We start from the raw sequence: 24,060 nt of genomic DNA, 5'->3' as shown, positions 1-24,060 counted from the left end.
TATGATGTTACCTAAAAACGGAAGTGTTGTCGTTATCGACAATGAACCTAAAGAAGCTATGCCAATCATACAGGTCTTGGCAAGAAAAGGTATTCCGGTCACTTATTATAAAGGCAACGATAAAACAAGTTTACCGAAAGATAAATTTCAAAATGTTCGTTTAATCTTTCTGGATTTACAACTAATAGATACTAGTGATGAGCATCACATTTCAAAGCACATTGCTAATCTTTTGGACAAAGTGATATCACCAACAAATGGGCCATTTATTTTAGTCGTTTGGAGTAAAAACAGATCAAAATATGAAAGCATGGTTTTGGATGAAATTAAAAAACATGAACATCTTTTTCCCAGTTGTGTTATCGGGTTTAATAAACGTGATTGCCTTGAGGAAAAAATAATTCCTTCAATTGATAAAAAAAATGTTATAGAAAAAGTGCTGGATAAGATAAAAGGATCTATTGACACGGAAGAAATTCCTGCTTTAAAAAAGGTGTTGAATGATGTCCTTTCGGAGGAATATAACACTGAATTTGTGGCTAGGGAAAATGCCTTAGAAACAATAGAAAAGCATATTGAAGAAGGATTAAAAGATGCAGGAATTTTTCATCTTTTTGTAATTTGGGAAAACCTAGTAAATAAGGCCAGCTCAAGTACAGTACAAGCCATTTCAGATACCATTGAAACCAATGACCTATGGGAAGGGAACTTGAGGGATGTAATAAAACGAATGGCGAAAGCTAGGACAGGCCAAAATGATATTTCAGATGACCTTGCACTTAAAGCTGCCCTTGGAACATTCTCCTATTCTTTTTCCGAGGAGTTAGAATCATCTATACGGGATTATGTGTTTCCCGATTATGTAAAATTAGATTCTCCTTTTATCATTTCAGGATATGATTCAGGCGATGTGAAATTTGAGATATCGAGGTATCAAGGAGCTGATGGAAAACCCAAACTTAAACTTGCAAAAAATGGTACTAGCATAAAAGATAATCTAAGTGTAAAAAATTTTCATAAGCTGGCTAATGGTATTAATCAGCCCGACAAGTCGATCGTGGAAGGGCTTATCAATACTTATATAAACATTCCAAATTTAATAAACACAAAACTTCATCTTGAATTAAACCCATCTAATGAACTAATGCCTGGAAACGTTTACAAAATTGACGTTTCAGATGAAAAGAAAATAAAGTACTTACCTACCTATTTTGACAGAATAGATAATGATTTAAACAAGTACCAATTCATTGAGATTGAGGTTTCTCCTATTTGTGATTATGCACAGAAAAAATGGAAAAAATCAAGATTGTTATCGGGGGTCCTATATTCAGGTGAATTAACCGCAAAATCAAAAATCGACCACCTTTATCCAGTACGTCCCCGAGTTATAATTGATGAAAAACCGTACAATATGATATTTGATTTTCACTTATTTAAATCAAAAGAGACAGATGAAGTGGAAGCTGAAAGAGAGATTTGGTTTAGACTAAAAAGAGAACTTCTATTAGATATAATTGCCAATCTTTCTAGTCATGTAAATCGGCCAGGGATTTCCTATATGGAATAACAATGAGGAAAATTTACAAAATAGGACATCATTATAAGGACATCTTAAGTGTTTCCAGAGACCAAGATCAATTTGTTTCATGGTTTTCGCATAAAAGTAGTGGTATCGGAAATTCTGGAGGAGTAAGAGCAGCCAAATATCTGAATCTGGACTCCTCAATTCCTAGCTATATCGTTTTACTTACTCGTAATATTTCTCATCGATGGTATAACCCTTGGGAGGACATTATTGATTACTCTTCTGGTTATATTCACTACTGGGGGGATGCCAAGTTTGACAGCACTAAAGATTTTGACAAATTCAGGGGCAACAAACATTTAAAAAACGTTTATCACAAAGTATTGGAGAACAGATTGGCCGAAGTACCTCCTATTTTACATTTCTCAAAAGTCAAAAGTGGTGTCGTAAAGTTCAATGGGCTTTGTGTACTTTCTGGGCTCGAACTAACTTGGTTTGAAGACAAGGGTAATCCCGTTAAGAATTATAGATGTGAATTGACCATACTGGATACAGAAACCGTTGATGTCAAATGGTTACATCAACGAGTGGAGTGTTCGGATTCTACCAAATTAAATACAAATGCTCCAAAGGCATGGATAGATTATGTTAAAGGAAATATCCGAAAATTGGATGTTTGGTCAAAAAGTATATCTTCTAAAGAAGAGCAGCTCCCTCCAGAACCCAGTAAAGAAGCTATTTTACTTGAACGCCTAACCAATTTGACTCCAACACAATTTGAAGCCGTGGTAGTTGATCTTTTTAGAAACCTCCCCCACGTTAATCACAAAATAGTCAGGACTAGACCAACCGCAGATGGAGGGTTTGATTTCTTTGGTCAATTTACCATACCACATCCAGTTAAATATGAAATTGAATTCTTAGGTGAGGCAAAAAAATTTGCACGAAACAATGCTGTCCAACCCAAACATGTGTCGAGGCTGGTCGCACGGTTGAACCGTGGTCAATTTGGTCTTTTTGTAACCACCTCATATTATACCAAGCAAACACAAAAAGAAGTTTTAGAGGACGGATACCCCGTCAAATTATTCTCTGGAAATGATTTAGTGAACATACTCTATGAATTAAGGCTTGTTGAGAATGATAGTATAAAAGAATCATGGCTAGAAACGATAACCAAAAATATACTATGAAGATTGAACATCTAAAGAACTTAACAGCGGAGGAAACCCCACCTAAGGCCGGTGCCATGATCAACACTTTTAGGGCCTTTGGTTATAACCTACAAACAGCCATAGCCGATATCATCGACAACAGTATTTCCGCCAAAGCGGAGAATGTATGGATACAATACCAATGGCAGGGCAAAGACTCTTGGGTCAACATTACGGATGATGGCATCGGAATGGACAGAGACACCCTTATTGAGGCCATGACCCCTGGAAGCAAAGATCCCAAGGATGATCGGGAAGAACATGACCTAGGTCGGTTTGGTCTTGGGCTAAAGACATCTTCTTTTTCGCAATGTAAAGCCCTTACAGTGGTCACTAAAAAACTGGATCATCAAACTATCAAAAGACATTGGGATCTGGATTATGTGAATGAAACGGGCAAATGGAACCTGCTTGATTATCTCTCCAATCCTAAATTTATGAAAGCACTGGATGATTTGGATAGTGGTACCACTGTAATTTGGGAGAAATTAGACCGTTTGGTTGGGAACGCCAATGTGGAGAATGTAGCGGCAAGAACCGTTTTTATGGAGGAATTTGAATTGGTCGAAGACCACTTGAGCCTTGTTTTCCACAGATACCTGGACAGAAAAAAACTGAACATCCATATCAACGGGGTCAAGCTAGAGGCATGGGATCCCTTTATGAAAGAGTCCAATGCTGGACAGAAAATTGCCAGTGAAAGCCTAGACAATGATCAAGTCCAGGTCAAATGTTATGTCCTTCCCCATATTTCAAGTCTTTCCCCCGAGGAGCGAATCAAAGGCAAGACGGACCAATGGTACAACCTACAGGGATTTTATATCTACCGAAACAGCAGATTGTTGCTCTATGGTGATTGGTTGGGTCTTTTTCCCAAAAATGAGCATGTCAAAAATGCAAGAATTCTGGTGGACATCCCCAACAAGCTGGACCATGAATGGAAGATAGACATCAAAAAAGCAACAGCAACACCCTCCATTAAGGTACGGAAGGATTTGGTACGATTGGGAAAATTGACACGAAAGTCGGCCGGGGCCATCCATAGGTTTCGCGGCAACCAAATCCTACTGGACGATTCAATAAAATCCTTTGACTTTCAACCCGTATGGAAAGTAAGAAAGACAAGGGACGATGCAAGACATTATTTTATCAATCGAGACCACCCATTGATAAAGCATTATCTGGAAATGGACAATCTCGACAGTTCCGAGTTCAAAAAAATATTGAAACTCATAGGGGAAACCACACCCGTGGAGGCCATTGTCCAATACCATAGTGAAGAACCCGAATGCCATGAACTTCGGGACGGTTCCAACGAACCGGATAAAACGACCATAGCACTTGCGGAACAACTTTTCAACTCGTTGAGAACTACCGGGGTCTCCAAAGAAGTTGCCATAAAACAGATTTTGACCATAGACCCGTTTCACAGATTTACACAACTACAAGAATATTTTGATTGATGAGCCAATTCGATAATGCACGAACAATATGTCACATTTTTTTGGACGAAGTAAAACAAGATAGAAAAATTTCACGCCAAGAAATTGTCGAGGTGGTGAACAATCCCTTGATAATTCAGAAGTATCCTGAAGTGGACATAGATGAGCTGATATCCCAGTTAGAATCGGATATGGAAGTCCATTCCGGTGAGGCCAAGGAACTAGTGGAAAAAGATGTAAAGCCGTGGCTGCTTCAACATAAAGCTAAAATCACTTGGGATCTTTGGAACAGATATAAAATCTACTTAAAAAAGAAAGATGGATCTTTCCCAGTAGATAGTTTGGATGATTTGACCGATAAGATATTGGATAAATGTATCGACCCTAAAACATCCGGTGCTTGGGACCGCAGAGGAATGGTGGTTGGCAATGTACAGTCGGGGAAGACAGCCAATTATACCGGTCTTATCAACAAGGCTACCGATGCAGGTTATAAATTGATCATTGTAATCGCGGGAATACACAATTCACTACGTTCACAGACACAAGTTAGAATTGATGAGGGCTATGTGGGTAGGAACAGTGCCGAAGTGCTCAATAGGCTTCCCAAGAAAAAACCGATTGGGGTGGGCCATATAAAAGTTGATACAGAGATTTATTCCTATACCTCATCGGGAAGCAAAGGAGACTTTAAGGTCAATACCGCTTCCAACCTCAATGTCCCCATTGGTGGAAATAGTCCCACTGTTCTGGTCATCAAGAAAAACAAAAGTATACTCGAGAACCTTATCCTGTGGTTGAACGGATTTGCAGAGGATGATGGTGAAGGAAACAAAAAAATACACAATGTTCCCGTACTTGTCATAGATGATGAGGCTGACAATGCTTCGGTGAATTCAGGAACGGAACTTGATGTACGTACCATCAACAGGCTATTGCGAACCATGCTGAATCTGTTCAGCAAAAACACCTTTATTGGCTATACGGCCACACCTTATGCGAATTTATACATCCCTTCCAGCTGGAGCGAGGATTTACAGACCATGGTCAAAGGGGTTCCATTGCGTGTCGGAGAGGACCTTTTCCCAAGGGACTTTATCGTCAATATCCCGCCCCCCTCAAATTACATTGGGGCAGCACAGGTGTTTGGCTTTGAAAACGAGAACACCGGTGAGTCCTATGAAGGGCTTGATGTCATCCGTTTGGTCAATGACCGAGAGCCCTATTTACCGGCAAAGATCAATCGTGACAACCAGGACGACCTTCCTGAGGATGTCCCTGCCTCTTTAAAAAAGGCAATAAAGTCATTTATTCTGACCTGTGCCATCAGACAGCTCAGGGGCCAAGGTAACAAACACAATTCCATGCTAGTCCATGTAGCTCTTCGAGTGGCCTGGATCGATAGTGTCGCATGGCATTTAAATGAAATAGTTAGGGACTATAGAAGACAGATCAAGCATCAGCAGGGTCCTTTGTTGGGGGAGCTCCAATACTTGTTCGAAACCGATTATTGCCCTACTACCTTAGAGGTCGTGGAGAATATTCCATATAAGGACCCAAAAATAAAAATACATGCTTGGGAACAGGTTAAAAAGGAATTGTTGCAAGCCGTCACGAAAATAGAGGTGCGCGCAGTACACGGCAGAAAGAATACCAGGGTGTTGGATTATCACAATATCGAGGAGATTAAATACGACGATTACGACAAAGGTCTTTCTGTGATCGCCGTAGGAGGAAACAAACTGGCAAGGGGAATCACATTGGAGGGCCTTTCGGTCAGCTATTACCTTAGGACGACGCGCATGTATGATTCCTTGATGCAAATGGGTAGGTGGTTTGGTTACCGACCAGGCTATGTAGATCTCTGCAGGCTTTACACATCTGAACAATTGGTGAACTGGTACCGACACGTCACCATGGCTACCGAGGAGATGCGTGCAGACTTTGATGAAATGGCAGCCAATAACCTAAGCCCTAAGGACTACCAGCTAAAGGTCCGTACACACCCGGGAATGCTCATGATCACCTCGGTTACCAAAATGAAGGAACATGAACGAATCCAAGTTGGATTTTCAGGAAAATTGGTTCAGACCTATGTCTTTAATAAGAATCAAAGTACCGTGGACAACAATTACAGTTCATTCACCAACCTATTGGCAAGACTGGAAGATCCAGAAATGTTGGAGTCCAACAGGGGGGTAAATGCTTTATTATGGAAAAATACCGATGCGGATATCATCGGGGATTTTGTAGCCACTTATAGGTCAGAATATCTACGTGGCGAAGTAATCAAATCATACATCGATAGACAAAACCAAAAAGGTAAATTAAAACACTGGTCAGTTGCTGTGGTCATAAATTCCGGAGGCGCGATTACCACAAAGGGAAACTTAAAGGGAAAATCAGTGAAAAAACACCTTTTTAAATGGAAGAATGCCGATTTCATTGGTGGTCTTCCGGCCAGAAATCTTGTTGACGGTATAAATGAACTCAGGGTAAAGGGCAGCAAGAATGCCATCCTTGACAAACGGGCAAGAATGATCGATCTTGATTTTAAGCACAACCCTTCTGAACAAGAGATAAAGGACAAGCGTAAAGACTTAGAACAACCTTTATTGGTCATATACCCATTGGACCCAAGGGTATCCGATGAACTGGAAACAGATATACCTTTGATTGGTTTCGGCCTGATGTTCCCTGAATTCGATGGGGAGGAAACCTATGAATATGCCGCAAGACCACCACAAATAAGTTTTGAAGAAGACCTCCAAGAAGATGACGACCCGGAAGAAAATGAAGATTGATTTAAAAAAAATATGGCGGGATCAAGAATCTTACGCTGACAACCATGTCATGCGGGAAAGAATCCATGCGCTAGAAAGATTGCAGTGTTTTGTAGGCACTGTGGGGTTTACGGGAGCCAGAATGTTCCAATTGGAGCTGGATGCTTCGACCCCTGTGCACAAAAATTACCTGCATCGCTTCAAGGGTGTCGACATCCATGTGCTCCCTAAAAAAGATGAACAGGTGAACGAGTTTACAATCATACTCAACGATCGGGACCTTATGGACATATTTACACTGTTTATTGAGGATATCCTTGAAAAATTGAATACAGTAGAAAATGAGAAGGATGCTTTGGTATGTATCAACCAGCGCGTGGGGTATTGGAAAAAGCTGTTTGCAAGGGCATCAGGGGAAATGTTGTCCCCGCAAAAGCAGAGGGGCCTTTTCGGAGAACTTTACATCCTAAGATTGTTATTGGAACAGATGGAATCCAAGCGTTATGTCCTCAATGGATGGGTGGGTTCAAGCAATGCCAACCAAGACTTTGCCTTTGACAACAATGCCTTGGAGGTTAAAACCTCAAAAGCGGGGAATCCTACCGTGAACATATCCAATGAGCATCAGCTCGATTTCACCAATTGGAACCACATCTTTCTCACTACGGTTCTCGTAAATGAATCCTCTGGCAATGAAGGAACCTTGGTCGAACTTATCAACGATATCCAATCACTGCTCCAAGAAGATATGGTGCTGCTCCATGAATTCCACCTCAAACTTGATCTAGCGGGAATGGACAAGGACACCATCGACCAATATGATGAAATCAGCTATACGGTAAGAAGCTGTCGGTTTTATCACGTAAGGGAGGGTTTTCCAGTCATTATACGAGCAACCATGGATAACGATTGGATTTCCAATGTCAAATACCAGATCGACATCGGGCAATGCAAAACATTTGAAGTAGAAGAACCAACCGTCTTAGACATATTATTATGAGCAACACCAATACCGCGACAAATGTAGATTTCGAGCTGGGGCAATACCTACGGGAACTGCACCATGAAATAAACTCCCTTGCCTTTGCCGAGGAGGACGGTAGCAGTAAGGAGGACAAGTTTACCGAATTTGTCATGGAACTTTTGGCCGAGGCAGGTGAAACCGAGGGAATCCGTTTATGTCATTACGAGAAAGAGAACAAATGGGAGAACATCCAGTTCAAAATCAATGGCTATGCTATTGAAGAAGGGTATGAATCCTTGGACATCTTCATCTCCTTCTATCGGGATACCAATGGTTTCTATCGCGTGGGCAAACCCGAATTCGACAAATTGATCAAATGGCCCATGGGATTCTTGAACGCTGCATTGAAAGGGCATTTGGACGATATAGAGCCATCCAGTGAAGCCTATGGCCTGGCTAGGATCATCAGGGACAACAGAAAAAACTTTATTCGTGTCAACCTTTTTATCCTCTCCAATGGAAACATCCCCCATGACCCACCAAAAAACCATAAGCTAAAAGGCGTGGAGGACCTGACCTTCAATTTTCATGTCTGGGATGCGGAAAGGTTGCATCGACTTTCCCAGTCCAAATACAACCGTGAGCCCATAGTAATCGATTTTGAGGAAACCTTGGGGGCCACCATCCCATGTCTTTCCATGCCATCTAAAAACGAGCTTTACGAATGCTATCTTGCCATTGTGCCAGGACAGCTATTGGCCACACTGTACCGTAACTACGGTACTCGTTTATTGGAAAGCAATGTACGTGCCTTCCTCCAGCAGACCGGAAAGGTGAACAAAGGCATTCGTGACACCATCCGCAACGAGCCCCATATGTTCCTTCCCTATAACAATGGCCTTGCCACAACGGCACAAGAAGTAAAAACGAGCATTTTGGACAATGGCCAAATGGTTATAACAGGAGTGACCGACTTTCAGATCGTCAACGGTGGGCAGACCACGGCATCCCTCTTTCACACGAACAAGAAATTCAAGGATTCCGATCTGAACCAGGTCTTTGTACAAATGAAACTCACCGTGATCAAGGATGAGGACAAAAAAAATCAGACCGTGCCATATATATCGCGCTATGCCAATAGCCAGAACAAGGTATCGGAGCTCGATCTTACATCCAATAATCCAATTTTACAGCGACTTGAAGAACTATCTCGAACCACCTACGCCATCGACCCGGAGGACTCCAACAAACAGACCATATGGTTCTTTGAGCGGGTCAAGGGACAATACCGCGAGGCGTTGAACAAAGAGCCAACAAAAAGTAAGCAGAATGCATTTAAACTGAAATACCCGAGAAGCCAGGTCATCTTGAAATCACAGATTGCCAAATACCTCAATATATGGAAGCAACTCCCGCACCATGTATCGAAAGGAGGACAAAAAAACTACAATTTCTTTTTAAAGGATGTGGAATCCGAATTCGGCAAAAAGAAAAAGCCCGGACGGATATTTTGGCAGGACATTATTGCCAACGCGATACTTTTCAAGGCGGTCGATAAACTTTTCGGGCGTAAGAACCAAGACCCCATAGGTGACACGAACATTAAGTCCTATACGGTAACCTATACCCTGTCCTATCTTCACCATATTACGGAGAACAGATTAGATCTTGGATTGCTCTGGGAAAAACAGGTCATCCCCGAGGACCTATTATATGAATTGAAAAAAGGCTTGAGGTTCACTTATCATTATTTGACCACCATGGGAGCTGCACTGATCAGTGAGGCGGCAAAGTCCGAAAAAACATGGGATGGGTTCAAAAAGACCAAGGACCATCCCATGGATATGGACGTCATCAAAACCTACTTGGTGAGCAAGGAGGATTTCAAGGCCCGATATGAGGAAGATATCGATTCCATCAAGGAAGCTGAAAAATACGCCAACCTTGAAAAAATCACTTCCATGGGGCTTCGTTTTTGGGACGGTCTATACAAATACAATATCAGGACAAACATCTTGAGCAAGTATCAGGACAATATGGCCATGGCAATTAGAAAGAAACTGAAACAATCCGGAAAACTGACCGAAGGGGAGATAGCGGGGGGCATAAAGATCATCCAACTCTTGCAAAACAAAAATATTCCGGTTGAGAAAATCGAAGTACTCAGCAAACTCAACGACAAAGACCTCGTTGACCCCTCAAAACTTTACAATCGACTGTCCAAAGTACCTGATGAAACCTGGAAAAACGCCATCGCCTTGGGAGAACAGACAAAAGTACTAAGCTATCATGAAATAAGTGTCATAAAAACCGTCATACAACGCCTAAAACGAAAAGAGGACCTTGACCTAAAAAGACTGCAGATCGTTGAGAAGGCGGTAAAAAAAATGAAAAGATTTGGGATAAAAATTTGATAAATAAAAAATTATGTGACTTTATCATAAGAATCTAAAAATAGGACTATCTCATAAAGTGTGTAAATAGAAAATAGCGGGGGCATGCCCCCTACATCAAAAAAAATTGAGTCAGTTACCAAGACTCATGCTATACTCTTTAAATTTCATCTTCTCAATAAGACCTTGCATGTCCTCCCCTATCTTATGTTCCAATACCCTGGCATAGATTTGCGTAGTGGAAAGTTTTGTATGGCCCAGCATTTTAGACACGGTCTCAATGGGAACACCGTTGGACAAGGTCACCGTAGTGGCAAAAGTATGTCTGGCCGTATGGAAGGAAATATTCTTGTGTATGCCACATGCCTTGGTTATTTCCTTTAAATATGCATTGGTCTTTTGATTGCTATAAACAGGCAACAAGCCAATACCGTTTTTTGGACTTTCTTCATATTTCCTTATGATTTCCACAGCTCTGGGCAACATTGGAATCTTTAAAGGCTCATCGGTCTTTATCCTTTTGGTGTAAATCCAATAATTTCCGTCAATTCCCCTGCTTACATTGTCCCTGGTAAGTAGCTTGATGTCCATAAAGGTAAGGCCGGTGTAACAACTGAAAAGAAATACATCCTTTACCCGTTCCTTACCCAGACTTGTGAAAGTTGTATCCTCAATCAAATCGATTTCCCTTTGGGTCAGGTATTTTCTATCGAATTTATCGAAGCGCAATTTGAAGTTACGAAAGGGGTCCTTGTCCATCCATTCCAACCGTACACCCAGTTTGGTAACTTTCATCAAACGCTCCAGATGTTTCATAGTCCCGTTATTGGAGCAGGTCTTGCGGTTTTTCTTGGGTTTAAAGGTCCTGATGTAGTTTTCAAAGTCCAAAATGAACTTGTGCTTCAATTCCCCTAACGATACATCGTTGGTTTTGAGTTTTGTGGTAATGTAGCTCTTTAAGTACTTCTCGGTGGAATAGTAATTTTTCATGGTGCCAGGTTTAAGGGCATGGACCATGTTTTTATTGTGGTATTCAAAAAGCTCAAGAATAGTATGGTTCAATTCATCCTCCCCGACGTACCTTGCCTTGATAGATTTAGCCGTTATCAATTTCCTTTCCATGTGCAAGTCCCTATGAACATTGAGGATTTCACCATATACGGTGTCAAGGTAGGCGTTCAAATCTTCCATGGTTTTGTTCTTTGGGAAGGCTTTTCCGCGCTTTTTGTCCCAATTGCACACCTTTATGCACCTTTTTAAACTGACCTCTGCACGCGCTTTTTTTACCGTAATGCGCAGGTAGATATCGTACATGTTCGGGTCATTGCGTTTTTTTCTTACGAAGAAATTAATTCCTAAAGTACTGTCTGTCCGCATGTTGTAATAGTTTAAGTTGAACAAATGTTAGTGGTCGGACTGCCCTTAATCCTCAATTGCCCATACTTAAAACTACAACAATCTGTGCATTGGTGTGCTCACCTTATTGCACACCGAAAATTTGGATTTAGATGATATCAAATGAATACATAAAAAACAAAAAGCACTGATAATCATACAATTAACAGTGCTTTATTTTTACCTAAACGGTGGTTGGTCGGGATGACTGGATTCGAACCAGCGACCACACGCACCCCATGCGTGTACGCTACCAGACTGCGCCACATCCCGTTTGTTGTGAGAGCAAAAATAAAAAGATAAACCAAATATCAATAGTTTTTAAAAGGAATAATTAACTTTTTTCTAGAAGATTTTTAATAGCATGAAGGTAAGTGTAAGTAAATGAGGGAAATGGAACCTAAAATGTTTTAATGCCTTACTTATATGGGTCTCTACGGTCCTTACCGAAATATTGAGCTCTTGGGCAATTTCAAGGTTATTATAATCTTCAATTCTACTTAAATAAAAAACATTTCTGCATTTTTTTGGAAGGGTATCCAGTATTTGCAATACTTGTTTTTCAAGGTCTTGAAACTCAACGGTTGTCTTGGTATTGTTTTCCGATGGTAATTTTGCTATAACTCCTTCGTTTATACGGGTGTATTTGGCATCTCTAAGGCTGTTGGCAATTTTGTATTTAAGGGCTTTGAACAAATAAGATTCTAAATGTTGAATGTCGCTGTTTGGTGCTTTTTCCCATATGCTAACAAATATGTCCTGCACGATGTCTTCGCACAATGCCTGATCTGCAATAATTTTATAAGCATATACAAACATTTTTTTCCAATACGTATTATAAAGTTGTTTTAATGCCCAATGTTCCCTTTTTTGGAGCGCTTTAATTAAAAGTGAGTTTTTTGTTGGAGGTGCCATCGAGTTAGTCATTAACGAACCATAAAATTAGAACTTGAAATGCTGAATTTGGAGAAGTTTATTTTATGGTTATGTTATGAAAAGGTTTCAATATTTAAAAGAAAGAGGATGTTTAAAATTTTTATAAACATCCTCTTTGTAAGGATAATACATGGGTTATTTTACAATAGCATCCACTGCAATGGGGAAGTGGTCTGAGATATAATTAGGACCCCGTTGCCCATCGATGGTTTGATGCTTCAAAACAGCTACATTTCCATGAAAGAAGATATAGTCGATGCGTTCCCTGTCTTGATCGGGTTCTAGCTTAAAGCCGTTAAAAGTATATTTGGGCCCATATGTTTTTTCTGCCCTCGTATAGGTATCTTCCAGATTAAAACCTGTCGGATTATTCTTGGTAAGCACACTGTAAGCTTTAACAGAAGGCGGAAGATTAAAATCTCCCGTCACAAAAAATGGAATATCCCCGGCTATCTCCTTTGTTTTTTTGGTAATAAGTTCGGCGCTTTTTAAACGCGCTTCTTTGCCTTTATGGTCAAAATGTGTGTTGAAAAAGAAAAATACTTTCCCTGTTTGTTTATCTTTCAGTTTTACCCACGTTACAATGCGTGGCAAAGCGGCATCCCAGCCTTTGGAATTTTCTTTTTCAGGTGTTTCAGACAGCCAAAAGGTATTGCTGTCCAAAAGTGCGTATTTGTCCTTTTTATAAAAAACCGGGCAAAATTCGCCTTCATTGCCGCCATTTCTACCAATTCCAATATGGTCATAGGCCGGCAACCTTTCTATCATATCTTGAAGCTGTGCATATATTACTTCTTGACCGCCCAGTATATCGATATCCATAAAGTTAATATTATCGCAGAGCCAGTCTTTTCTGTTGTCCCAAATATTAATCCCGTCATTGGGGTTTTCATACCTTATATTGGTTGTCATTATTTTGACTGGCGTTTGTTCTTGCGCTTTTGTTTTTTGAATGGCAAAACTATTTATCAATAGTATAAAGGTGATAGTTCTTAAAAGTGTATTGTTCATGTCTTTTTAAAATTTATTCCCAACCAGGGTTTTGTGTTAAATTTGGATTCAATTGAAGCTCAACTCTTGGAATAGGATATAGATAATCACGTTCCTCGTCAAAAGTCCTGTTGTTAAAATCGGGTTGTGGATCTACAAGGTTGTTTTCATCCAAAAAGATGTCCGAGCCTAATTCTATATATTGAATGCCTTCTGTTTGGCCGCCCGGTTCTTCTCCTTCAAATAAAACCACATCGGTATTGTCATCTCCGTCAAGATCGTAATTTCCTGGGCCGGGGAAATACATGCCGCGAAGTGGATTTGTAATGGTTTGCCCAGATTTCCAACGAACAATATCGTCCCAACGATGGTTTTCCATATACAGTTCGATACGCCTTTCACGTCTAATTTCCAGAATCAAGCCTTTATTTGCCCCCGTAACGGTTGGGTATTGCTCTGCCATAAAAGGATCGGGATTGCTATTGGCCTCTGCCATGCTAAGTCCGGGCATACCCACACGGTTTCTTAGCTGCTGAATGGAGTTATCTAGGTCGGTTTGTGAAATGGTTCCCAGTTCTGCTTTTGCTTCGGCATAATTTAAAAGCACTTCCCCAAAACGCAAAATGGGCAAATCTGTAATAGATTCGTCGTTGGTGTCATAAACAGGTTCCGTAACATATTTTGTTAATTGGTATCCTGTTGTGGTAGCCCCTAGGTTTGGTGCAATTTCCATGGTTTCGCCTTTTCTTGTATAACCGGGCGTGCGTATGGTTTGCGAGAGCCTTGGATCTCTGTTTGCTACTTCTTCTAAAAAGAAAATTGCATTGTAATTGGCCTGATCTGTAAAACGGGAACCATCATTCATTAAATAACTGTTTACCAACTCTTTTGGCATTCCCGGACGCCCATAAGATGAAGTTGTGGTATAATAATTTACATTATGGTCTACCGCCACTGTTTGTGTAAATTGCCTGCTCAAGATCATTTCACTGGTTTCGGCATCATGTGCATTGAACAGGTTCATGTAATCGTGCATGGTATCACCAGTGCTGTATATGGTATATGGAGAATCGTCCATGAGCATCAATGAAGCATCTGCCGACGCCTGCAAGAACTTTTCGTACCCATCAATATTTCTGTATTTTTCATAAGTACCTTCATAAAGCCCAACTCTGGATTTTAATGCCAGTGCACTGTATTTGGTAATTCGGTAAGCTTGGGTTTCATCGTTTAAATTGGCAATAGCATAATCTAGGTCTTCAATAATCTTATCGGTTACAAACTGTCTGCTGTCCCTTGGTTTTTGCAAGCTTTCGGTATCGGTTGGATCTATTGTATAGTCGTACCACGGAACGTCGCCAAAACGCTTTAACTTGTCAAAATAAAAATAGGCCCTAAAAAATCGGGCAACACCGCTGTAATGCTTTTTAGCATTCTCGTCGTCACATTTTTCGTAATGCTCCAAAAAGTAGTTAATATCCCTTAAATAATCCCAGTTCCATCCGCCGCCACTGGTCGGTATCAAGCGGGCGCTTCTCATTTCTTCACTTAAATTGGTGGTAATAATTTCGCCTGCTCTTTCATCGCCGTTATAGACAGAGGCTTCCGGGAACATTCGGTAAAAGCCGTTGGTGTAGAGTTCTAAATCGCTGGATTTCTGGAAAAAACTTTCTTCGGTCACGTCCGAAAGCGGTTCCTTATTTAAATATTCGTCGCTGCAACTAAATAGTATAAGGCTGCATAGAAATGTTAGTATGTAAATTCGATGTTTCATGTCTTTGTTTTTTTAGAATTGAAGTGAAACCCCTAAAGAATATATTTCTGAAAATGGTACTGTCTGTGCGGTACTTCTGTTGGTTGAAGTTGATGGGGAGTTTAGGTTAACAGAATTACTTGCCGCTTCCGGGTCGATATAATCGGTAAGCTTGCTGAAAGTCAACAGGTTTTCTCCACTGAAATAGAGGCGTAACTTGGTAAACGGAAGTTTTTCTATGGCCGAAGCTGGCAACGTATAACCAAAAGTCAGGTTTTTTAGCCTTAAATAAGAGATATCCTGTAGATAACGGTCGTTTACGGCCCCTAAAGCATCATTGTCCGACAATGCAATGTAACCGAACATCCTAGGGAAATAGGCATCTGGGTTCTCGGGGCTCCATATATTGTTTGCTAAATCCTTGCGGATAAACGAATCGTAGGGGCGGTTGTACATTGCCCAGAACGTTCTTGAATCTGTATTCGGGTACCAGTCCTGCTCACCGACCCCTTGAAAAAATGCAGAAAGGTCGAACCCCTTCCAAGATGTACTTACTTTAAAGCTATACAGATAATGTGGGGCCGTATTTCCAATAATTCGTCTGTCCCCAGAGTTGTCGGCTGTGTTTTCGCCTTCATTGATAACTCCATCGCCATTTAAATCTACATACTTTACATCGCCGGGCTGTAGCCCCCCGGCAGCCATAATTCGGTTGGAAACCCTGGTTTGGTCTGCATGTCCGGCAATTTCTTCTTCTGTTTGAAATAAGCCATCAACATGGTACCCCCATAATTCTCCAATTGTCATCCCTTTATAATAATCCAGCAGACTATTGTTCGGGTTGTCAAAGCGGGTAATAATCGTTTCAGAATCAGAGAGCATTCCTACTACCGAAAAATTAAAGGGCGAATTAGCTACCTGAAATGTTTTATTGTATCCAAGGGATATTTCAAACCCGCGTGTCCTTAAATCGGCTGCATTTTCTTGCGGGGAAGAAGTCCCCAATACACTTGGTAAAGTTGCACCTGCCGTGAGCATGCCATCCGTATTTCTTTGAAACCAATCAAAGCTGGCATTTAAACTGTTGTTGAAGAAGCCCAAATCTACCCCAAGATTGAGGGTTTTTACTTCTTCCCAAGTAATTTCATTTGGATTTAACCCCGGAGATTCAATATATCCCAATGTGGAACCATCAATGGCATATCCGGTATTAATATCTTTTGGCAATGTTGGAATGTACGCATAATCGGCAATGTTCTGATTTCCTAAGGAACCATAAGATCCCCGTAATTTTAAAAGGCTGAAAGTATCGTTGATTCCTTCAAAAAAACCTTCCTTGCTTACAATCCATCCGGCTGATACAGAGGGGAAGAAGCCCCATCTATATTCTTCGGGGAATCTGGAAGAACCATCGTAGCGCCCGTTGAATTCAATAAGGTATTTTTTCATGAAGTCGTATGAAAACCTGTAAAATAAACCTTGTAGGGCCCATTCTGAAGCGCTTCCGGTAGCCTCGGCGTTGGAAGTTGCCAGCCCAAGCGAATTAAGGTCGTCTGAAATACTATTTTGCTTGCTGGCTTCAATTTTCTTGATTTCGTAGTTTTCTTGGTTAAAACCAATCATTCCACTAAAGGAATGTTGCCCGACTTGCTTTTTATATTCTCCAAAAATATTGAAAGCATTATAGCTGGACTGGTTGTTGTATTCGGTAAGTTTATCGCTGCCCAAAGCACCTATTTCGCCTACAAAAATGGAATAAGGAATTCTGGTAGAACGCTGAAAACGGTTAAAAGTAACCTTTCTTATGGCATAACTGGCCGTGATATCGAGCCCGGAAACTGGATTGAGTTTTGCGGTGGCAATGTTTGAAAATTCCGAATCGTCTGTTATCTGTTTGGATTTTCCGTGCAGCAAAGAAGCATATACGCCATCGCCAACCGTATAATTGTTCAGTTCTGTTCGCCATAAAGCAGACCCGTCGGGATTGGTTGGTATGTAAGAAGGCAATGCGTGTACCCAAATTAAGCTTCCCCAGATATCTCTCCATCCATATTGGCTTCCGCCGTGTTCCACGTCGTTGGCACTGTTGTATTGCATATTATTGGAAAAAGAAAGCCAGTCGTTTATTTCTACGTCGATTTTCCCCCTTAAATTGTATTGTTTGTATTGATCGTCCTGAACCTTTAAAATTCCGGTTGCCTGGTAATTTCTGTAAGAAAAATAGCTTTTCACCTTTTCCGAGCCTCCAGAAATGGAAACATTGGTAATGTTTGACGGGTATGTTTTTCTAAAAAAACTGTCCCACCAATCGGTTGCCCCATAATGGATATATTGTTCGCGCCCATTTCTAATATCGGTTACCACCCTTGCCTTAGTAGGGTCTTTAGAAACTTCCAATAAAGCGGCATAATCTTTTTCAGTATATCCGGTATATGACCTTCCAACAGCTGTTCTAAAAGCTTCGTCGACAAGGGTGACTGCCTGATAGGGATCCGTTACAAAATCGGTATTTATTGTTGGCGAGCTAAAAGCTGTGGTGTTACTTATATCTACTGTAATATTCCCTTTTTTGGCTCTTTTTGTGGTTACCAAAACCACTCCAAAAGCACCACGGGCTCCATAAATAGCTGAAGCCCCTGCATCTTTTAAAACACTTATGGATTCAATATCGTTTGGATTAAGACTGTTAATGTCGCCTTCAACCCCATCAACAATTATAAGCGGGGAACCACCATTAATAGAGGTAAAACCACGTATGTTTATACGGGGGTCGCTACCGGGTTTTCCGCTGGCCTGTGTAACATTTAGCCCTGGGCTAACCCCTTGCAGTGCATTGGCGGCATTTGGTAGGGGCCTTTCTTCAATAGATTTTGGGTCTACTTTATTTACGGCATCGACCAGTGTTTCCCGGCTTGTTTCCCCGTAACCAATTACCACAACTTCGTCCAGCATTTCTTGGTCGGACTGCATGGCTACGGTAACGGAGCCGGTGCTGGCTTTTACCGGAATGGTAAAAGTCTGCATTCCAACATAGGTAAATTCCAAGGTGCTGCCAATGGGGACTTTTATACTAAAATTTCCGTCAAAATCGGTTGTAACGCCATTTGGGGTTCCTTTTTCCATTACATTTACACCCATTAATGGTACTCCGGCATCATCGGTCACGGTGCCGTTTACTTCCTTTAATTGTTGTACGGCCACTTTCTTGAGACTAATGGCCACCGTGTTGTTTATTTTTTTATAAGAAATATCAAACTGAGCAGCAATGTCGTTTAAAACAACATCAAGCACTTCATTGTAATAATTAATGGACCGTTTTGTGGTTAGTGTTTTTATGTCGTTTCCGTAAACGAATGAAATTGCCGATTGTTTTTCTATGGACGAAAGCACGGCAATTAATGTTTCGTTTTGGGTATTTAGTGTTATCCGTTCTTTTTCCAAAGATAGGTTTGGGTGTGCGTGAATCTTGAAAAAAGAAACCGCCAAGATCATAAAAAGGCATAAGTGCCATTTGTGGGTTACTACTGTTCTACTTTTTTGTATTTTTGATTTCATTATAGTTTTTCTATTAAGTTTGATAATGACTTTTAGATTAATTAGGCCTTTTCTGTGCCAGCAGGAAAGGCTTTTCTTTTGTTATTCGCTCCGGATTTTTTTCATGAGGGATTTTTCTTTTTAATGATTATTTGGTTGTTGGTACTCAGGGCTTTAATTCCTATGGAAAACTCTAAGCTTTCCAAGACATCATCAAGTATAGGATTTTTATATTTTCCGAAGATCCGTTTCGATTTAAGGCCTTCACCTTCAATAGCAATAGATACGTTAAACCATTTTTCAAGAATCTTGGAAGCCGTTTCCAAATCGATGTCGTCCAGGAGAATTACATTGTCTTTCCAGGCAATGTCGTTTGCAGAATTGCGGTGTTCTTTTTTGTATTTTTGGTTGGGGATATTATAAGACAGTTGTTCATTTTTTATAAGAAGTTCATTAACGGCCCCTGTATTGTATACGTTTACCTTTCCAGTAGTCACGCTTACTTTTGCGTTGTGGTTCCCGTTATAGGCATTAATGTTAAAGGATGTACCCAAAACCTTGGTATTTAAGTGTTTTGTGTGGACAATAAATGGTTTTTCCTTGTTGTGGGTTACTTCAAAATACGCTTCCCCGCTCAAGGTTACTTCCCTGTTTTTTTCATTAAAACCAGAAGAATAGCTTAACACGGTCGCCGAATTTAAAGAGACCACCGACCCGTCGGGAAGGGAAATGGTTTTCTTTTCGCCCAAAGCAGTAGTTTCGGTATAAAATTCTTGCTTGTTAAGGAGTTTGTACACAGTTCCGCACCCGATAATAAAAAGCAGGGCCGCGACAATTTTCAAAAATACCTTTCGCTGTTTCTGTAGTTTTAGGTTACGCGCTCTCTTTTGTATGGTTTTCTTTATTTGGCCATACATTCTGCTTTTAATTATAGCAGCTTCTTCGGGAAGCTGTATGTTATTTTCCTGACAGTTTTCAAAATACGTTTCAACAAAAATTTCTTCCTCCCGATTACATTTTCCGTCGGCATATTTTTCAATAAGTAACCAAAGTTCTTCCTTTTTCAATTAAGTATTCTTTTGTGTTATTATTTATAAGTCACTTAAAAAGAAGAGTACACGTATTTAAAAACTCATAAAACATTAGCTTTAACCATTTGGTAGCATGATGGTTTTTCCTTAACAGAAAGGAAACATACTGGAAAAGTTTTGTAAACATAAACAAGGCAGAGGAGATTGAACTCAAGGAATTGCCAATAAAAATGTTATCTTTATTTTATTTCAAAAAGACTTCATTCTATGAAACTGCCATTTTTTATTTCGTTCATTTTATCCAGCATAACTATATGGGGGCAGGTAAATACCGGTTTTAGTCAAGTGCAAATACATAAGTTGAAAGGAGGCTGTAAAATAATTGGCAATAATATTGTAAGCGTAAATGCAACCGAAGCATATAACGATATTGGCTACCATGCAAAAAAGAACGACAGGCTGCCAATGGTCTATGTGGATATTGATGACAATACCAATACCTTTAGTTCCAGTTCGGCCAGCCTAGAATTGCCCGAAACGACCAATAAAATAGTTAAGGCGGGCTTATACTGGGCCGCCACGTACCAATACGGCAAAGGCGATATTAAAAAAAAGGAAAATGAATACATATATACCAATGAAGCCGACCGGGTAGACGATTTTAATATTATTTTGTTTAAAACCCCCGATAGCGCTTATACAACCATTACCGGAAAAATACTGGAAGATCAAAAAGACAGTATTGGAAGGCCTTATTTATGCTATGCAGACGTTACGGAGGTTTTAAATGGATCGAAAAAAACATCGGGAAGCTATACCGTTGCAAATATGAGAGCATCAGAGGGGCATATTTTGGGCGGAAGTTCTGGCGGATGGATGTTAATGGTGGTGTATGAAAATCCCGAAGAGCCATTAAGGCAAATAGACATATATGAAGGATTTAAGTCCGTAAGCGAATCTTTTTTTGAGGTTGAAGTAGACATTGGCGATAACTTTAATAAAGAAACCGACAATGTCCAATTGTTTTTAGGGGTATTGGAAGGTGACGAACGCTTAAAAACCGATGAAGTAACCATTAAGGCTCAGGATTATGCCGAAAAAAAACCTTTATATTCAAAAGTAAGGCCACAAAACAATTTTTTTAACAGCAGCATTACCTATTTTGGTGAAATAGTGGACAATAGAAACCCGAACAGTATAAATACACTTGGTTTTGATTTGGCCACCATGGACATTACCAAATATAAAAGTAGTGGAAGCGGAAAATTAGAGATCAAGTTCAATTCTGTACGGGATGCATTTTTACTTTTTTTTATGGGCGTGGCCAAGGAAATTCATACCAATGAAACTTCTGTTGCAAAGCAAATAGCTGTAAAGGATACCGTTGTTAATCTTACTGATAGTTTGAAAATTAGAGAATCTTTTAGAATTGAAGGTATTTCACCCGGATATTATTTAGTTACCAATGTATTTTCTAATGATGAGTTGGCCAGTAAATGGAAGTTGCGTGTAGAAACATTGGGACTTAAGCCAAAATCGTTTGTAAACCCCAAAAAGAATTGGGAATATATTTATGTGGCCGAGGGAAAAAGCATAGAAGATTGTTATCCAACATATGTTGATTTAAGAAAGAACCCCGAATTTAAGGACGCATGGTTACTGGAAATATTAGAATGATTTTTTGGATGTATCATTCAGAAATAGCATTAAAAAATTAAGGCTTCCTTGCCCAGACATTCCCCGGGAACCATTATAGTATAACTGCCAATAGAAAGTTACTTATTTCGCATATATAATTCAGCTATAAAATCCTTACCTTTCTTGTTTGAAAATCTTAATATGATATTAAAAACAATTATAGGAACAGCTTTTCTTTTGCTGAATGTGTTTTTAGTAAAAGCACAGGAAAATCCTACCATAAAAAAAGGGGCAGAATTACAATTAGTGGCCAACGGATATAAATTTACCGAAGGCCCCGCCGCAGATAGGAAAGGGAACGTATACTTTACAGACCAACCCAATAATACTATTTTAAAATGGACTGTAGCCACAGATTCGGTAACCGTTTTTATGGATGATGCCGGGAGGGCAAACGGATTGTATTTTGACAAAGAAGGCAACCTCTATGCCTGTGCTGATGAAAAGTTTGAATTATGGAAAATAAGTCCCGATAAAGAAATAACGGTCGTGTTGGACAATTACAAAGGCAAAAATTTAAACGGGCCAAACGATTTATGGATTGACGAAAAAGGCGGGGTATATTTTACCGACCCCTATTACCAACGTACTTATTGGACACGGACAGAACCTGAAATGAAAGAACGCCGCGTTTATTACCTATCGCCCAATGGAAAAGAACTAAAAGTGGTAGCTGATGGATTTGTGAACCCGAACGGCATTATAGGTTCTTATAAAAATAACATATTGTATATCTCTGATATCGGTGACAAAAAAACATATGTCTATCAGATTTCCGAAAATGGTGATTTAAAGAACAAGCAGCTATTTACCAATATGGGATCTGATGGAATGACCATGGATACCAAAGGCAATGTTTATCTTACCGGTGATGGCGTGCATATTTTAAGTAAAACGGGAAAATTAATCGGGCATATAGCTGTAGATAGCGATTGGACCTCCAATGTTACTTTTGGCGGGAAAGATTTTTCAATATTATTTATAACCGCCTCCGATGCCATTTTTAAAATAGAGATGAGTACAAATGGCATGAAGCGCTAATGTGGTGATTTTTAATATAGGCATAATACCAAATTTATACTTATAGATGATGCAGATAAACTTGTAGTCGTTAAATATTTACCCGCTATATTAGGTGGACATGTTTGGTTTAAAAAATTAGATCGCAATATATATAATGAAAAAGCGAATGGACTTGACACCTTTTGATGTATACCGATATTTAAAAGAGATTTTTTTTGAAAATAATAAAGAGCCTTATATGTTGGTTCTTGGGGTGGTATATAGATAAGCAAATATCAAGTTTCCGATACGAAATATTTTTTACGGCATAGCCTTGACAGATTCAGGGGGAAACGTACACATTAAAATTTCTAGCGAGGAATACTTTACCAAGGAGAAGTCGCTCATTTTATTGGGGAAGGGAATTGTTTCTGAGTGGATATTAGACTCGAATACACCCACTAACACCATATTGTTCAGGGAAGCTTTATTGGAAGGGATAGTAACTCCGGAATTTCTTGCTTCTTTACCATTCTTTCTGCCTGGAGGACAGCACGTAATCAGTATTTCGAACGATCAGCATCAAAAAATAAAAGCAATTTTTAAACTAATGCAGGACTTTGAAAAGGAAAGGGAAGTGGTCATGGGTATTACTTTTTCTTTGTTGGTCTATATAAAAAAACTGTCCGAAGCAGAGGTATTGGCAAGCAAATGCCATCTATCAATTAAGGAACAGCAGGTGAGGAAATTTAGATCTTTGATAGCCAAACATTTTAGGGTAGAAAAACAGGTGCGTTTTTATGCCGATAAGATGAATATTACCCCTAAATATCTGGGCGAGTTTCTTCTTTCTGAAACTGGAAAGTCTGTAAAATGTATTATAAATGATTTCATTTTTCTAGAGGCCAAGAGCTTGCTTAAACAGACAGCTATGTCTGTCCAGGAAATTTCCTTGCATTTGAGCTTCGCCGACTCTTCATATTTTTCAAAAGCTTTTAAAAAGTATGTGGGTGTCACTCCTTTGGCATATAGGAAAAAACAATTGCATTCTGAGTATTGGGAGTTACCCTCACAAAATGAAAGAGAAATAATAATAGTAACAGAAGGGAAATATGATTGATTTTTTAGTTCGTTATACTAAGCCTTTTTTGCTATTCCCAAGAGTTCTATTTAGATTTTACTAAGCCTGACCGATAATGTCGATAAAATTTTTTTATTGATTGCATCCACTTGAAATAGCTTTTCCCGTCCGATTTTAAAAACAGCATTTTTATGATTGACTATGTACCAACAAAGTAAATTAATGCCTATTAACCTGAGTTCGATTAATATTCCAGGGTGATTTTTATCATATAAAAAAAGAAATAGCCGTATATTTAATTAACTGATAACTAATC

Annotated in this window: 15 protein-coding genes and 1 tRNA gene; 9 read left to right on the top strand and 7 right to left on the bottom strand. The window is 39.7% G+C overall.

The window, feature by feature from the left end; genetic code table 11:
• Position 1 precedes the first annotated feature (1 nt).
• The 6 genes from UXI14_RS06445 to UXI14_RS06420 are packed head-to-tail and all read left to right on the top strand — an operon-like array spanning position 2 to position 10,345.
• Positions 2-1,570, top strand: coding sequence for a hypothetical protein (locus tag UXI14_RS06445; RefSeq protein WP_335965420.1), 1,569 nt, complete (start codon positions 2-4; stop codon positions 1,568-1,570).
• Positions 1,571-1,572: 2 nt separating this feature from the next.
• On the top strand, positions 1,573-2,721 hold the full coding sequence (locus UXI14_RS06440; RefSeq protein ID WP_335965419.1) for a restriction endonuclease: 1,149 nt from the start codon (positions 1,573-1,575) through the stop codon (positions 2,719-2,721).
• Positions 2,718-4,205, top strand: coding sequence for an ATP-binding protein (locus tag UXI14_RS06435; RefSeq protein ID WP_335965418.1), 1,488 nt, complete (start codon positions 2,718-2,720; stop codon positions 4,203-4,205). The genes UXI14_RS06440 and UXI14_RS06435 overlap by 4 nt, the downstream gene beginning before the upstream one ends.
• Positions 4,206-4,246: 41 nt before the next feature.
• Complete coding sequence (locus UXI14_RS06430) at positions 4,247-6,988, top strand: Z1 domain-containing protein (RefSeq protein WP_335965417.1); 2,742 nt, start codon at positions 4,247-4,249, stop codon at positions 6,986-6,988.
• On the top strand, positions 6,960-7,967 hold the full coding sequence (locus UXI14_RS06425) for a PD-(D/E)XK motif protein (protein WP_335965416.1): 1,008 nt from the start codon (positions 6,960-6,962) through the stop codon (positions 7,965-7,967). Before UXI14_RS06430 ends, UXI14_RS06425 begins: the two co-directional genes overlap by 29 nt.
• A complete protein-coding gene (locus UXI14_RS06420; protein WP_335965415.1) occupies positions 7,964-10,345 on the top strand; it encodes an AIPR family protein in 2,382 nt (793 codons plus the stop codon). Before UXI14_RS06425 ends, UXI14_RS06420 begins: the two co-directional genes overlap by 4 nt.
• Positions 10,346-10,456: 111 nt before the next feature.
• On the opposite strand, the gene UXI14_RS06415 is transcribed toward UXI14_RS06420, so the two are convergent.
• From UXI14_RS06415 to UXI14_RS06385, 7 genes are all read right to left on the bottom strand, one after another.
• Positions 10,457-11,701, bottom strand: a complete 1,245-nt coding sequence (locus tag UXI14_RS06415; protein ID WP_335965414.1) for a site-specific integrase — start codon at positions 11,699-11,701, stop codon at positions 10,457-10,459.
• 214 nt (positions 11,702-11,915) lie between these two features.
• Positions 11,916-11,992, bottom strand: a tRNA-Pro gene (locus tag UXI14_RS06410).
• Positions 11,993-12,064: 72 nt separating this feature from the next.
• The gene (locus UXI14_RS06405) at positions 12,065-12,634 is read right to left on the bottom strand and encodes an RNA polymerase sigma-70 factor (protein WP_335965413.1); all 570 of its coding nucleotides are present in this window, start codon (positions 12,632-12,634) and stop codon (positions 12,065-12,067) included.
• Positions 12,635-12,790: 156 nt separating this feature from the next.
• Positions 12,791-13,666, bottom strand: coding sequence for an endonuclease/exonuclease/phosphatase family protein (locus UXI14_RS06400; RefSeq protein WP_335965412.1), 876 nt, complete (start codon positions 13,664-13,666; stop codon positions 12,791-12,793).
• Between the two features lie 13 nt (positions 13,667-13,679).
• Positions 13,680-15,419, bottom strand: coding sequence for a RagB/SusD family nutrient uptake outer membrane protein (locus UXI14_RS06395; RefSeq protein WP_335965411.1), 1,740 nt, complete (start codon positions 15,417-15,419; stop codon positions 13,680-13,682).
• Between the two features lie 12 nt (positions 15,420-15,431).
• On the bottom strand, positions 15,432-18,953 hold the full coding sequence (locus UXI14_RS06390) for a TonB-dependent receptor (RefSeq protein WP_335965410.1): 3,522 nt from the start codon (positions 18,951-18,953) through the stop codon (positions 15,432-15,434).
• Between the two features lie 101 nt (positions 18,954-19,054).
• Complete coding sequence (locus tag UXI14_RS06385) at positions 19,055-19,999, bottom strand: FecR family protein (RefSeq protein WP_335965409.1); 945 nt, start codon at positions 19,997-19,999, stop codon at positions 19,055-19,057.
• Between the two features lie 231 nt (positions 20,000-20,230).
• On the opposite strand from UXI14_RS06385, the gene UXI14_RS06380 reads away from it, so the two are divergent.
• The 3 genes from UXI14_RS06380 (at position 20,231) to UXI14_RS06370 (ending at position 23,783) form a co-directional block, all read left to right on the top strand.
• Positions 20,231-21,640 (top strand): hypothetical protein, encoded by a 1,410-nt coding sequence (locus tag UXI14_RS06380; RefSeq protein WP_335965408.1) that lies wholly within the window; start codon positions 20,231-20,233, stop codon positions 21,638-21,640.
• Positions 21,641-21,802: 162 nt separating this feature from the next.
• A complete protein-coding gene (locus UXI14_RS06375) occupies positions 21,803-22,702 on the top strand; it encodes an SMP-30/gluconolactonase/LRE family protein (RefSeq protein WP_335965407.1) in 900 nt (299 codons plus the stop codon).
• Between the two features lie 295 nt (positions 22,703-22,997).
• Entirely contained in the window at positions 22,998-23,783 is a 786-nt protein-coding gene (locus tag UXI14_RS06370; protein ID WP_335965406.1) for a helix-turn-helix domain-containing protein, read from the top strand.
• Positions 23,784-24,060: the final 277 nt, after the last annotated feature.

This window comes from Galbibacter sp. PAP.153 (assembly GCF_037029175.1).
In the GTDB taxonomy this organism is placed as follows: Bacteria; Bacteroidota; Bacteroidia; order Flavobacteriales; family Flavobacteriaceae; genus Galbibacter; species Galbibacter pacificus.
Note: the sequence above shows the minus strand (reverse complement) of the source record. Positions and strands in the feature narration are given on the sequence as shown.

Coding starts and splice junctions, on each gene's coding strand:
- UXI14_RS06440 (WP_335965419.1), top strand. CDS start 1,573: ATGAGGAAAATTTACAAAATAGGACATCATTATAAGGACATCTTAAGT.
- UXI14_RS06395 (WP_335965411.1), bottom strand. CDS start 15,419: ATGAAACATCGAATTTACATACTAACATTTCTATGCAGCCTTATACTA.
- UXI14_RS06425 (WP_335965416.1), top strand. CDS start 6,960: ATGACGACCCGGAAGAAAATGAAGATTGATTTAAAAAAAATATGGCGG.
- UXI14_RS06405 (WP_335965413.1), bottom strand. CDS start 12,634: ATGGCACCTCCAACAAAAAACTCACTTTTAATTAAAGCGCTCCAAAAA.
- UXI14_RS06400 (WP_335965412.1), bottom strand. CDS start 13,666: ATGAACAATACACTTTTAAGAACTATCACCTTTATACTATTGATAAAT.
- UXI14_RS06415 (WP_335965414.1), bottom strand. CDS start 11,701: ATGCGGACAGACAGTACTTTAGGAATTAATTTCTTCGTAAGAAAAAAA.
- UXI14_RS06435 (WP_335965418.1), top strand. CDS start 2,718: ATGAAGATTGAACATCTAAAGAACTTAACAGCGGAGGAAACCCCACCT.
- UXI14_RS06420 (WP_335965415.1), top strand. CDS start 7,964: ATGAGCAACACCAATACCGCGACAAATGTAGATTTCGAGCTGGGGCAA.
- UXI14_RS06390 (WP_335965410.1), bottom strand. CDS start 18,953: ATGAAATCAAAAATACAAAAAAGTAGAACAGTAGTAACCCACAAATGG.
- UXI14_RS06375 (WP_335965407.1), top strand. CDS start 21,803: ATGATATTAAAAACAATTATAGGAACAGCTTTTCTTTTGCTGAATGTG.
- UXI14_RS06380 (WP_335965408.1), top strand. CDS start 20,231: ATGAAACTGCCATTTTTTATTTCGTTCATTTTATCCAGCATAACTATA.
- UXI14_RS06445 (WP_335965420.1), top strand. CDS start 2: ATGATGTTACCTAAAAACGGAAGTGTTGTCGTTATCGACAATGAACCT.